We start from the raw sequence: 12,730 nt of genomic DNA, 5'->3' as shown, positions 1-12,730 counted from the left end.
GAGCCATGGTTCGGCAAGCGGTTCACGAGCCACCCCAGCCGATTTCCTGCAGCACGCTACGGTCAGCCGATCCGCCCACGCACCACTGCCGCCATACAAGTCAGCGGTTCAGCCAGGGGGATGTCCCTGGGCAGGTCGGACGGCCAGACCCGGGTCGGCCTGTCTTTGCCGTCGGACCATTCCGCCAGACCCGGGCGTGCGGCTCTACCAGGACCGTCGCGCCCGCCTGCCGAAGAGGATGCCGGCCGGTTCGGGTGGTGGGGGAGTGCCCGGTTTGAGGGGCCGGGCGATCAGCATGCCCACGATGAAGCCGAGCAGGTGGGCCGCGTAGGCCACCGTTCCGGCGCCGGTGACGCCCGCGCCGGAGGAGTAGGCCGCCTGGAGGACGAACCACAGGCCCAGCACGGTCCGGGCCGGCAGGCGCAGGGACAGGAAGATCAGGAAGGGGACGAGGACCCGGAGGCGGCCCTTGGGGTAGAGGACCGGGTAGGCGCCGAGGACGCCGGCGATGGCGCCCGGGGCGCCGATCAGCGGGGTGGTGGCGTTCGGGTGCGTGAGGGCGGATCCGTAGGCGGCCGCGTGGCCGCAGACCAGGTGGAACAGCAGGTACCGCAGACGGCCCGTGCGGTCCTCGATGTCGTCGCGGAAGATCCGCACCCGCTCGGTGCGGCCCGAAGGAGGGACGGGCACCGTGACGGGATCCGTTCCGGGCGCGGACAGCCGGAGACCGCCGCCGGGCAGGAGGGCGGCGGTGGCCAGGGTGAGGCGTGGATGCCCGCGTTGGGTGACGACTCTCCCCCGTCGTCGATCAGCATCCAGCGCCGGTCCCCGGCCGGTCCCCAGGGCTCCACGGAGACCTCCCGGAGGGACAGGCTCCGGAAAGCCTTGACCGGATGTACGTGGATCGAGTGCAGCAGTGCGGTCCCCATGGAGTCGTCGTGCCGGCCGGCGGCGATGGCTCCATGGGGCAGGGCGGCCCGCGGAACGGCTCCGTGTCCGGGATCAGTAGCCGCGGTACTGCTGGTTGTTGTACGGGTCCTGGTACGGGGCGGGCGCCGGCCGCGGGGCCGCGGGGCGCATCGCCTCGTAACCCGAGCCGGGAGCGGCCGGACGCGGCGGCTGCGACTGGGGATAGCCGCGCGGCGCGGTCGCCTGCTGCGGGATGTACGCGGTGGCCTGCTGCGGGACGTACGGCGCGTGCGCCTGCTGGAGCGGGGCCGGCTGCTGCGCCTGCGGGTAACCGTGGGCGGGCTGGGAGGGGGCCGCCGGGAGGGCGGGCAACGCCGAGGGAAGTGCGGGGAGATGGCTGCCCGGCACGTCGTAGGCGGAGGGGACCCGGATCGGGGCGATCTGCGGGGTGCCCCGCTCGGCCACGAGCGAGTCGTAGATCGGGGTGTCCGGGAAGGAGGCGGAGTAGTAGCCGCCGCCATAAGTGGAGCGGGGGGAGGTCATGGCCATAAGTTAAGCCCACGATGTGCTGGTTGGGGAGACCGATAAGAGGGTTGTTTTCCGTGTCCTCAGCGACCAGGGATCACTAAAACGGGCGAACTTGGAGAAAATGGCTGTTATTTCGGATGGCCTTCTGGTAAAAGCCGAGTTCCGGGCGGGTTACCGGCTGGTCGTCACTTCTCCGCGCATGCCCCGTGGGACTTCCCGCGCGCGGGCACTAGGTTGGGCGGACGAGATCCGACGGACGCCGGGTGTGACCTGGCGAGGTGACACGTGATGGGGGCGGGCATGTCAATGTCGAAGGGATCGAACACACCGGTGCCGACCGCGGCACTCAGGGTGGAACTGGGGTGGCGCCCGGGCCCCGGCGTCCCCGACGCGGACGCCTCCGCGCTGCTGCTGGTCGGCGGCAAGGTCCGTTCCGACGGCGACTTCGTCTTCTACAACCAACCCGCCCACTCCTCCGGGGCCGTCCGGCACGAGGGCAAGCGGAACGCCGGCGGGCAGGTGACCGACACCCTTCTCGTCGATCTCACGCGCGTGGAGCCCGGTGTCGAGACCGTGATCCTCGCGGCCTCCTCCGACGGTGGCACCTTCGGCCGGATCCCCGACCTGTACATCGAGGTCAGGGACGCCGTGCGGGGCACCGTCGCGGCCCGGTTCGACAGCACGGGCGCGACCAGCGAGAGCGCCTTCGTGCTCGGTGAGTTCTACCGCCGTCAGGGAGCCTGGAAGTTCCGCGCGGTGGGGCAGGGCTACAGCAACGGACTCGAGGGCCTGGCCACCGACTACGGCATCACCGTGGACGAGCCGCAGCACGCCGCCCCCGCCGTCCCGGCCCCGCCTTCGACGCCCCCGGCCGCCACACCTCCTCCGGCCCCCGCGGCCCGGCTCCTCGCCCCGCCCGCGCCCGCCACGTCGCCGGCGCCGGTCCGGCTCACCAAGGTGACGCTCACCAAGGAGGCCCCGGCCGTCTCGCTGACCAAACAGGGCGGAACCTCGGGTGCCCTCCGGGTGAACCTCAACTGGCAGGTGCGCAAACAGTTCTCCGGCTGGGCGGGCAAGCTGGGCCGCCCGGTCGCCATGCACTCCGACCTCGACCTCGACCTGTGCGCCCTGTACGAACTCACCGACGGCAGCAAGGGAGTCGTCCAGGCCCTGGGCAACGCCTTCGGATCCCTGCGGCGGCCCCCGTTCATCCACCTGGACGGCGACGACCGTACCGGCGCCGTCGCGTCCGGCGAGAACCTCACCGTCAACCTCGACCACCAGCAGTCCTTCCGGCGCATCCTCGTCTTCGTCACCATCTACGAGGGCGCCCGCTCCTTCGCCGACCTGCACGCCACGGTCACCCTCCAGCCGCAGCACGGCGCCCCGGTCGACTTCTCGCTCGACGAGTGCACCGTCCCCTCCACGGTGTGCGCCCTCGCCCTCATCACCAACACCGGTGGCGACCTCGTCGTCCAGCGCGAGGCCCGCTATCTGGTGCCCGAGCGGGGAGCGAGCCCCCAGCGCACCGTCGACCGCGCCTACGGATGGGGCATGAACTGGACCCCGGGCCGCAAGTGACCCTCGACGGCCGGCCGGCTCAGCCCTCGTCGGGCAGCGCGCCCGGACGCGGGTAGGTGCGGCCCTTCCAGGCCGCACCCCGCCCGCGGTGGTGCCGCACCGCCGAATCGACCGTCATCAGGAGGTACAGGAACGCGGTGAACGGCAACAGGGGAGCGAGCCACCGCGGTTGCCGGTAGTAGCGGAGCATCGGGACGTACGTCCCCGCCATCACCAGCCAGGCCGCCGCACCGAGGGCCACGACCCCCCGGTCCCCGGCCGCCAGCCCCGCGACGACGGCCACCGGCGGCACCAGGTACACCAGCGCCAGCCCCACGACCGTCGCGGCCAGCAGCACCAGGCTGTGCCGCAGTTGCGCGTACGCGCTGCGCGACACCATGCGCCACAGGTCGTCCAGCCGCGGATACGGGCGCACACTGTCCACCCGGTCCGCCAGCCCCAGCCAGACCCGCCCGCCGCCGGCCTTGACCGCCCGCGCGAGGGCCACGTCGTCGATGACGGCCTGCCGGATGGCGTCGGGGATCCGCGCCCGCTCGGCCGCCTCGGCGCGCAGCAGTACACAGCCCCCGGCCGCCGCGGCCGTCCGCGTTCCGTTCCGCCCGATCCGGCGGAACGGATACAACTGCGCGAAGAAGTACACGAACGCCGGTACGACCAACCGCTCCCAGACGCTCTCCACGCGCAGCCGCGCCATCTGCGAGACGACGTCGAACCCCCCGGTACGGGCTGCCGCGACCAGCCGGCGCAGGCTGTCGGGCGCGTGCGCGATGTCGGCGTCCGTCAGCAGCAGGTACTCGGGCGCACGCGCGCGTGCCAGCTCGATGCCGTGCCGCACCGCCCAGAGCTTGCCGGTCCAGCCGGCCGGCGGCTCGCCGGGCGAGCCCACGGTCAGCGGCAGGCCCCCGGGCCGACCCGCCAGCTCATGCGCGAGCTCCCCGGTGCCGTCCGTACTTCCGTCGTCGACCAGGAAGACCTCCGCCCGCCCGGGGTAGTCCTGGGCGAGCAGCGACGGCAGGCTCGCGGGCAGTACCGCCGCCTCGTCACGCGCGGGGACGACCACGCACACCGACGGCCACGCCTCGGGCTCCCGCCGGGCCGGCAGCCGGACATCCGTACGCCAGAAGAAGCCCTGGAAGAGCAGCAGCCACAGCCAGGCGGCGAGGGACACGGCGGCGGTCCACACTACGGCGCTCACGCCCGCAGTCTGCCCCACGGGAGCGGTCGGAAGCGGCTCATCGTCTATCGTGACCGGGTGAAGATCGCGCTCATGGACTCCGGAATCGGCCTGCTGGCAGCCACCGCAGCGGTACGGCGCCTGCGCCCCGACGCCGATCTCGTCCTCTCCCTCGACCCCGACGGCATGCCCTGGGGCCCCAGGACTCCCCAGGACCTCACCGCCCGCGCCCTGGCCGTCGCCGAGGCGGCTGCCGCACGGCGGCCCGACGCCCTGATCGTCGGCTGCAACACCGCCACCGTGCACGCCCTCACCGCCCTGCGCGACCACCTCGAACCGGTCCTGCCCGTCATCGGCACCGTCCCGGCGATCAAGCCGGCGGCCGCCGGCGGCGGGCCGTTCGCCATCTGGGCCACCCCGGCGACGACCGGCAGCCCGTACCAGCGGAATCTGATCCAGGACTTCGCCGACGGCGTGACCGTCACCGAGGTGCCCTGCTGGGGTCTCGCGGAAGCCGTGGAGCACGCGGACGAGAACGCGATCGACGCGGCCGTCGCCGCCGCCGCCGAACTCACCCCGGAGGACGTGACGACCGTCGTCCTGGGCTGCACCCATTACGAACTGGTCGCCGAACGCATCCGGGCCGCCGTGCGGCGCCCCGGCCGGCCGCCACTGGTCCTGCACGGCTCCGCCGGAGCGGTCGCCGCCCAGGCCATGCGCCGGGTCGGTGAACGGCCTGCCCCCGAGGCCCCGGCGACCGGCACCCTCACGGTGCTGCTGAGCGGCCGCGAGGGCACGCTTCCGCCGGCCGCCCTCGCCTACGCGGAAGGCCGACTGCTGCAGGAGGTCACCCCTGCCGGGTGAGGCCGTCGAGGGACCGGTTCACGCCCGGTCGGCGCAGTCACGCCGTGCGACCCCGTACCCACACGGCGAAACCGAAGTAGCCTCGAGCGCATGAGGGACCACCCCCGCAGTGCCCACCCCCCGCACCCCCATGTCTGGACCGGCCGCGCGACCAACCGCGTGCAGTGGTTACTGGCACTCATCGGTGCCGCCTGTATGGCGCTCGGCATCGTGCTGGCCGTCGACTCGACGTGGACGACCGGCGTCGCACCGTTGGTCATGGCCGTCGTCGGGTGCATCGCCGCCGGGCTGCTGGTCCTGTTCGGCACGCTCGCCTTCGTGCACGTCGCGCTGCGTGTCGACGAGGACCACCTCGAGGTGCGCTGCGGTCACATGGGCGTGCCGCGCCGCCGCATCCCGCTGTCGCACGTCGCCGGAGCCGAGTTCGTACCGCACGTCACCCCGCGGCACTGGGGCGGCTGGGGCTACCGCTGGCGGCCCGAGAAGGGCACGGCGGTCGTCGTGCGCCGTGGTGAGGGCCTCGTCCTGAGCCTGTGGGACGGACACACCTTCACGATCACCGTGGACGACGCGGAGGCAGCGGTGCGCGTCATCCGCGACCGCCTGCGCCCGCACCGGCCGGGCCCGGTCCACTGACCTGCCGGGGGAGCGGTCACCGCGATTGCCTCGGCCGGCAGACGCAGCGCGACCCGTGCCGCCCGGTGGCCGGGCCCCGGCCGGGCCGTGCTCCGCAGCCGGGCGTTCGTGCGGTCGGCGCCCAGGTCACGCGCCGTAGACTCTCCGGGTGACCGTCACCGCAACCTCCGTCGGCGAGCCGGCCCCGATGCCGCCGCAGACCGCGCCCAAGGCGTGGCCCAGGCGGCTCGCGCGCCTCGTTCCGGCCGCAGCGGCAGCACTCTCCGGGCTGCTCCTCTACCTCAGCTTCCCGCCGCGCACCTTGTGGTGGCTGGCGCTGCCCGCCTTCGCCGTCTTCGGCTGGGTGCTGCGCGGGCGCGGCTGGAAGGCCGGGCTCGGCCTCGGCCACCTCTTCGGGCTGGGCTTCTTCCTGCCGCTCCTGGTCTGGACCGGCGTGGAGGTCGGACCCGGTCCGTGGATCGCCCTCGCCGTGATCGAGGCGCTCTTCGTCGCGCTGGTCGGCGCGGGTGTCGCCGCGGTGTCGAAGCTGCCCGGATGGCCGGTGTGGGCCGCCGCGCTGTGGATCGCCGGTGAGGCGGCACGTGCGCGTGTGCCGTTCCACGGGTTCCCCTGGGGCAAGATCGCGTTCGGGCAGGCGGACGGCGTCTTCCTGCCGCTCGCCGCGCTGGGCGGGACCCCGGTGCTCGGCTTCGCGGTCGTGCTGTGCGGCTTCGGCCTGTACGAGATCGTGCGGGTGGCGGTGGACGCCCGCCGTACCGGGACCGTGCGGTGCGTCGCGGCGGCCGTCGGCGCGCTGGGCGTGGCGGTGCCGGCCGTGGCCGCGGTGTCCGCCCGGCCGCTGGTGAGCGACACGGCCGAGACCGGTACGGCGACCGTCGCGGTCGTCCAGGGCAATGTGCCGCGGCTGGGGCTCGACTTCAACTCGCAGCGGCGGGCCGTTCTCGACCACCACGCGCGCGAGACGGAACGCCTGGCCGCGGAGGTCGACGCGGGCCGGGTGGAGCGGCCCGACATCGTGCTGTGGCCGGAGAACTCCTCCGACATCGACCCCTTCGCCAACCCCGACGCGTACGCCGTGATCGACCGGGCGGCCAAGGCGATCGGTGTGCCCGTCTCGGTCGGCGCCGTGGTGGGCAAGGACGGCAGGCTGCTCAACGAACAGGTCCTCTGGGACCCGGTGAAGGGCCCCGTCGACACCTACGACAAGCGGCAGATCCAGCCGTTCGGCGAGTACCTCCCGCTGCGCCCCCTGGTCGGGGCGATCAACGACGACTGGACGTCGATGGTCCGCCAGGACTTCAGCCGGGGCACCGAACCGGGCGTGTTCACCATGGCCGGGACCGGGGTCGGCCTCGTCACCTGCTACGAGGCGGCCTTCGACTGGGCGGTGCGCGACACCGTCAAGGACGGCGCCCAGCTGATCTCCGTCCCCAGCAACAACGCGACCTTCGGCCGCAGCGAGATGACCTACCAGCAGCTCGCCATGTCCCGGGTCCGCGCCGTCGAGCACAGCCGTACCGTCACCGTCCCGGTGACCAGCGGGGTGAGCGCGATCATCATGCCGGACGGGACGGTCAGCCAGAAGACCGGCATGTTCGTCGCCGACTCCCTGGTGCAGGAGGTGCCGCTGCGCTCCTCGCAGACCCCCGCCACCCGCCTCGGCGCACTCCCCGAGACCGCTCTCGTCCTGGTCGCCGCGGGCGGCCTGGGGTGGGCCGTGGCCGCCGGTGTGCGCGGGCGGCGCGCCGGTGGCGCGTAGTCGTACGCCCGGCGCACACGCCCTGAAGCGCCGCGAAGCGGCCCGACCCGCCCGCTAAGGTCCCCAGCATGGCTACTCCTGACTTCATCAGCACCCTGCGCGCCTCCGTCGGCCACCAGTTGCTCTGGCTCCCCGGAGTCACCGCCCTCGTCTTCGACGACGAGGGCAGAGTGCTGCTGAACCGCCGGTCCGACACCCGTGAGTGGTCGGTGATCGGCGGCATCCCCGACCCGGGGGAGCAGCCCGCGGCCTGTGCCGTGCGCGAGGTCGAGGAGGAGACCGCGGTGCACTGCGTCGTCGAGCGCGTCGTCCTGGTCCAGGCGCTGAACCCGGTGACCTACGACAACGGCGACATCTGCCAGTACATGGACATCACGTTCCGCTGCCGGGCCGTCGGCGGCGAGGCACGGGTCAACGACGACGAGTCGCTGGACGTCGGCTGGTTCGCCGTGGACGCGCTGCCGGATCTCAACGAGTTCGGGCGCTTCCGGATCAAGCAAGCCATGGCCGACGCACCCACATGGTTCGACTCCACTGGTTCCGGCTGAACTGTGGGGCGTCACCCTATGGGGCGGGGCAGGGGGGGCTGCCTAGGGTCGGAACATGACCGCGCCCCACGCCCGCCAGGCCCGCCGCGCTCCTCACGTTTCCCCGCTCGACCTCGGTGGCCGTACCGCTCTGGTCACCGGCGCCGCCGGTGGCATCGGCCGCGCCTGCACGCTGCGGCTCGCGGCCGCCGGGGCCGAGGTGAGAGCCGTCGACCGGGACGCCGCCGGCCTGGAGGCACTGGCCGAGCAGGCCCGGGGCCTCGGGGGCGGCGTCGAGCCGCACGTTCTCGACCTCATGGACCTGGACGCCGCCGAACTCGTCGCCGTGGGCACGGACGTGCTGGTCAACAATGCCGGACTGCAACTGGTACGGCCGATCGAGGACTTCCCGCGGAGGTGTTCCACACGGTGCTCACCGTGATGCTGGAGGCGCCGTTCCGGCTCATCCGCGGAGCCCTGCCCCATATGTACGGACAGGGCTGGGGCCGCATCGTCAATGTGTCCTCGGTCCACGGGCTGCGCGCCTCGGCATACAAGTCCGCCTATGTGGCCGCCAAACACGGTCTCGAGGGGCTGTCCAAGACCACCGCCCTCGAAGGCGCACCCCACGGTGTCACCTCGAACTGTGTGAACCCCGGCTATGCGCGCACCCCGCTGGTCGAGCGGCAGATCGCCGACCAGGCCCGCGCGCACGGCATCCCCGAGGAGCAGGTCGTGGCCACGGTCATGCTGCGGGACAGCGCGGTCGAACGGCTCGTCGAACCGGAGGAGATCGCCGAGGCGGTGGCGTATCTGTGCGCCCCGCAGGCGTCCTTCGTGACCGGCACCTCGCTGGTGCTGGACGGTGGCTGGACCGCGCACTGAGCCACCGTCCGGCCCCACCGGCCGAGTTGTCCACAGGTCTGACGGGGCGGCCGCGGGATGAGGAATCCTGAGACCATGTCCCGCGATCACGTGCAGTCCACCGAGCCCCCGGTTCCCGGTCCGACAGTGCCGGACCGGGCCCGCCCTGACGACCGTTCTGCGCACGGCAGTGCCGAGACGCCGTTCCTGGAGCTCCTGGCCCGGGGCGCGTCCGCCGAGGCCTACGAGCAGCCGGTGCTCCTGGCCCGCGCCGAGGGACTGCCCGCCGAGCGGATCGCCGCCCTCGAACAGGCCAGGCGGCTCGCCCTGCGCGTCCGCTCCGACCTGGAGGGGCGGCGCCGCAGGGAGGCCGAGCTGTCCGCGCTCTTCGAGACCGCGCACGACCTGGCCGGACTGCGCGACCTGGACGCCGTGCTCCAGGCGATCGTGCAGCGCGCCCGCTCGCTGCTCGGCACCGACGTCGCCTACCTCAGCCTGAACGACCCCGCCCGGGGCGACACCTACATGCGGGTCACCGAGGGCTCGGTCGCGGCCCGCTTCCAGCAGCTGCGCCTCGGCATGGGCGAGGGCCTGGGCGGCCTGGTCGCCCAGACCGCCCGCCCCTATGTGACCGACGACTACTTCCGCGACGACCGCTTCGAACACACCCTCACCATCGACACCGGCGTGCGGGACGAGGGACTGGTGGCCATCCTCGGGGTGCCCCTCATGCTCGGGCACACCGTCATCGGCGTGCTGTTCGCCGCGGACCGGCGGGCCCGGGTCTTCGAGCGGGAACAGGTCGCCCTGGTCGGCTCCTTCGCCGCGCTCGCCGCGGCGGCCATCGACACCGCGAACCTGCTCGCCGAGACCCGCTCGGCCCTCGCCGACCTGGAGCGCGCCAACGAGATCATCCAGGACCGCAGCGGGGTCATCGAACGCGCCTCCGACGTCCACGACCGGCTCGCCGAACTCGTCCTGCGCGGCGGCGGAGTCCATGACGTGGCCGCCGCCGTCTCCCAGGTCCTGGACGGCACCGTCGAGTTCACCGAGGCCGCCACCGCCCCGGCCCAGGCCCTCGAGGCGTCCCGCGCGGAAGGACACGCGGTGCGGCACGGCCGCGACTGGATCGCCGCCGTGGCCGCGGGCGACGAACTCCTCGGTGCCCTCGTGCTGCGCGGCCACCCCGGTCTGGACCCCGTCGACCAGCGCACTCTGGAACGCGCCGCCATGGTCACCTCGCTCCTGCTGCTCGCCCGCCGCTCCGCCGCCGAGGCGGAACAGCGCGTCCGCGGCGAACTGCTCGACCACCTGCTCGACGCCCGTGACCGTGACCCGCGCCTGCTGCGCGAGCGCGCGGCCCGGCTGCACGCCGACCTCGACGCAACGCACGCCGTCCTCAGCGCCCGCCTGGAGGGCGCCGCCGCCGACGCCGACGAGGAGGCGGACGCCCGTCGGCGCCTGTGGGCCGCGGCGTCGCACCTCGCGGCGACCCGCCATGGTCTCGCCTCCGCGCGGGACGGCGGTACCGTCCTGCTGCTGCCCCTGGCCCCCGGTGACACCGCCACCGACCTGGCCCGTCGTACCGCCCGGCACCTGGGAACGGCCGTGCACGAGCCGGTCACCGTCGGCGCGTCCGCCCCGGTCGAGCACCTCACCGCCCGCCCCGACACCGTGGCGGCGGCCTACGCGGAGGCCCGGCGCTGCCTCGACGCCCTGCGCGTGCTGGGCCGCTCCGGCGACGGTGCCGCCGCCGAGGACTTCGGTTTCCTGGGGCTGCTCCTGGCCGGGGAGCGGGACATCGCGGGATTCGTCGACCGCACCCTCGGTCCGGTCGTCGCGTACGACGAACGACGCGGCACCGAACTGCTGCGCACCCTCGACACGTACTTCGCCTGCGGTATGAGCCCTGCCCGTACCAAGAACGACCTGCACGTGCACGTGAACACGGTCGCCCAGCGCCTGGAGCGCGTCGGCCGCCTTCTGGGCGACGACTGGCAGAGCCCGGCCCGCGCCCTGGAGATCCAGCTGGCCCTGCGCCTGTACCGGTTCTCGGCCCCGGCGGACCCGTCGGCACCCGGACGGAGCTGACGGGTGGACCTCTCGCGTGTTACTTGTCGGAACGGAAGGATGCCGGGCAACCATCCGTACGGCCGGGAGCTGAGGTAGCGGTGACGACTTTCGAGGAACACGGCACGGTGCACGCCTTCCGGGACGACGCCCTGGGGGAACACGACGCCGTCGGTCTCGCCGCGGCGATCCGGCGGGGAGAGGTGGGTGCCGCCGAGGCCGCCCGGGACGCGGCGGAGCGGGTGCGGTCGGTCGAGGCGAGACTCAACGCGGTCCAGACGCACGCCGACGTCCCGGCGCACGTCGGCGGGGCGGGGGGTGCCTTCGCCGGGGTGCCGACGTTCGTCAAGGACAACACCGACTACCGGGGACTGCCCACCGGCCACGGCAGCGCCGCTTTCACTCCGGCGGCCGCGCGGCGGCACGCGCCGTTCGCCCGGCAGTTCCTGAGCACCGGCGTCACGGTGCTGGGCAAGACCCGGCTGCCCGAGTTCGGGTTCAGCCCCACCACGGAGTACGAGGGCGCCGAGCCCGTTCGCAACCCGTGGAACACGGGCTACTCGGCGGGTGGTTCGTCGGGCGGCAGTGCGGCGCTCGTCGCCGCCGGGGCGGTGCCGATCGCCCACGCCAACGACGGCGGCGGATCGATCCGGATCCCCGCCGCCTGCTGCGGACTCGTCGGTCTCAAGCCCACCCGCGGACGGGTCGTGACCAATGCGCAGGGCCGTCAACTGCCTCTGGACATAGTCTCCGACGGCATCGTGAGCCGTTCCGTGCGCGACACCGCCGCGTTCCTCGCCGCCGCCGAGACGTACTGGCGCAACCCCAAGTTGCCGCCTCTGGGCCTGGTCGAAGGTCCTTCGGGACGGCGGATGCGCATCGGATTCCTGCTGGACTCGCCGAACGGTGTCCCCTCCGACACCACCACCCGGGAAGCCGTCACCGAGACCGTGGTGACACTCGAACGGCTGGGCCACACCGTGGAGCCCGTGGAGTTGGCCATCGACCCCCGCTTCACCGAGGACTTCCTCACCTACTGGGGGCTGCTGTCGTTTCTCCTCGGCGTCACGGGCCGGACCCTCGGCGCGGACTTCGACCGGCGTCGGATGGACGGCCTCAGCAAGGGGCTGCGCGAGGAATACGTCAAGTCCTGGCGGCGTACTCCGGGAGTGCTGCGGCGGCTGACACGTACCCGGGAGGCGTACGCGGCGGCGTTCCGCGGGTTCGATCTGCTCCTTTCCCCCGTGCTCGCCCACACCACGCCGCCGATCGGTCATCTCAGCCCGGCCGTCCCCTATCCGACACTGATCGAGCGGATTCTGGCGTACGTCGCGTTCACACCGGTCAACAATGTCGTCGGTACGCCGTCGATCTCGGTGCCCGCCCCGGGTGCGACGGAGGACGGGTTGCCCGTCGGCATCATGTTCTCCGGTCGTCCCGGCAGTGAACGGACGCTGCTGGAGGTGGCGTTCGCGCTGGAGGCGGACCACCCTTTCCGGCGTATCCAGGATGTGTGAGCGCAGTCGTCGTGCCTGATGCTTTGTCCGTTCCTGATCGATTGAAAGTAATTAGCTTTCCGGACGGGTGATTTACGTCCTGACTGTGTCGAATTCCCGAAATTCGGGATGATGTTCCCTCGTGCCGCGCTAATGTTGGCGGCCGTCGCGGTGTTCGTGGTCGCGACGCCGGGGTCGGGGGAATGCGAGAACGCGTGTGAAAACAATTCTGTTCGTTCACGGAACGGGCGTTCGGTCGAAGCGTGGGCAGGAAGCGCTCGACAGAATCGGGGACGGTTTCCGGAAGGTGCTGCCGGGCACC

The 12,730-nt window shown here is 72.7% G+C and carries 9 protein-coding genes and 2 pseudogenes; 8 read left to right on the top strand and 3 right to left on the bottom strand.

Annotated features, from left to right (window positions below; genetic code table 11):
- Positions 1-204: 204 nt before the first annotated feature.
- Positions 205-929 (bottom strand): annotated as a pseudogene (locus AB0I73_RS01755) (rhomboid family intramembrane serine protease).
- Between the two features lie 73 nt (positions 930-1,002).
- A complete protein-coding gene (locus AB0I73_RS01750) occupies positions 1,003-1,452 on the bottom strand; it encodes a DUF6643 family protein (RefSeq protein ID WP_363032699.1) in 450 nt (149 codons plus the stop codon).
- Between the two features lie 291 nt (positions 1,453-1,743).
- Between AB0I73_RS01750 and AB0I73_RS01745 the strand changes: the two genes are divergently transcribed.
- Complete coding sequence (locus tag AB0I73_RS01745) at positions 1,744-3,018, top strand: TerD family protein (protein ID WP_363032953.1); 1,275 nt, start codon at positions 1,744-1,746, stop codon at positions 3,016-3,018.
- 19 nt (positions 3,019-3,037) lie between these two features.
- Here AB0I73_RS01745 and AB0I73_RS01740 read toward each other — a convergent pair whose 3' ends face one another.
- Positions 3,038-4,231: a glycosyltransferase gene (locus AB0I73_RS01740; protein WP_363032697.1), complete on the bottom strand. Its 1,194-nt coding sequence runs from the start codon at positions 4,229-4,231 to the stop codon at positions 3,038-3,040.
- Positions 4,232-4,270: 39 nt separating this feature from the next.
- Here AB0I73_RS01740 and AB0I73_RS01735 point away from each other — a divergent pair, with 39 nt between their 5' ends.
- From AB0I73_RS01735 to AB0I73_RS01705, 7 genes and pseudogenes are all read left to right on the top strand, one after another.
- Positions 4,271-5,056: an aspartate/glutamate racemase family protein gene (locus AB0I73_RS01735; RefSeq protein WP_363032695.1), complete on the top strand. Its 786-nt coding sequence runs from the start codon at positions 4,271-4,273 to the stop codon at positions 5,054-5,056.
- Between the two features lie 90 nt (positions 5,057-5,146).
- A complete protein-coding gene (locus AB0I73_RS01730) occupies positions 5,147-5,692 on the top strand; it encodes a hypothetical protein (protein ID WP_363032693.1) in 546 nt (181 codons plus the stop codon).
- A 148-nt stretch (positions 5,693-5,840) separates the two neighbouring features.
- Positions 5,841-7,451, top strand: a complete 1,611-nt coding sequence (lnt, locus tag AB0I73_RS01725) for an apolipoprotein N-acyltransferase (RefSeq protein ID WP_363032691.1) — start codon at positions 5,841-5,843, stop codon at positions 7,449-7,451.
- A 68-nt stretch (positions 7,452-7,519) separates the two neighbouring features.
- Positions 7,520-7,999, top strand: coding sequence for an NUDIX domain-containing protein (locus AB0I73_RS01720; protein ID WP_363032689.1), 480 nt, complete (start codon positions 7,520-7,522; stop codon positions 7,997-7,999).
- Between the two features lie 55 nt (positions 8,000-8,054).
- Positions 8,055-8,863 (top strand): annotated as a pseudogene (locus AB0I73_RS01715) (3-hydroxybutyrate dehydrogenase).
- A 75-nt stretch (positions 8,864-8,938) separates the two neighbouring features.
- A complete protein-coding gene (locus AB0I73_RS01710; protein ID WP_363032687.1) occupies positions 8,939-10,933 on the top strand; it encodes a GAF domain-containing protein in 1,995 nt (664 codons plus the stop codon).
- A gap of 80 nt (positions 10,934-11,013) precedes the next feature.
- Entirely contained in the window at positions 11,014-12,429 is a 1,416-nt protein-coding gene (locus AB0I73_RS01705; protein WP_363032685.1) for an amidase, read from the top strand.
- The last annotated feature ends 301 nt before the right edge of the window (positions 12,430-12,730 follow it).

This window comes from Streptomyces sp. NPDC050388 (assembly GCF_040655635.1).
In the GTDB taxonomy this organism is placed as follows: domain Bacteria; phylum Actinomycetota; class Actinomycetes; order Streptomycetales; family Streptomycetaceae; genus Streptomyces.
Note: the sequence above shows the minus strand (reverse complement) of the source record. Positions and strands in the feature narration are given on the sequence as shown.

Bases quoted from the DNA above. Each gene is read 5' to 3' on its own strand.
- AB0I73_RS01750 (WP_363032699.1), bottom strand. From the start codon at position 1,452: ATGACCTCCCCCCGCTCCACTTATGGCGGCGGCTACTACTCCGCCTCC.
- AB0I73_RS01745 (WP_363032953.1), top strand. From the start codon at position 1,744: ATGTCGAAGGGATCGAACACACCGGTGCCGACCGCGGCACTCAGGGTG.
- AB0I73_RS01730 (WP_363032693.1), top strand. From the start codon at position 5,147: ATGAGGGACCACCCCCGCAGTGCCCACCCCCCGCACCCCCATGTCTGG.
- AB0I73_RS01720 (WP_363032689.1), top strand. From the start codon at position 7,520: ATGGCTACTCCTGACTTCATCAGCACCCTGCGCGCCTCCGTCGGCCAC.
- AB0I73_RS01710 (WP_363032687.1), top strand. From the start codon at position 8,939: ATGTCCCGCGATCACGTGCAGTCCACCGAGCCCCCGGTTCCCGGTCCG.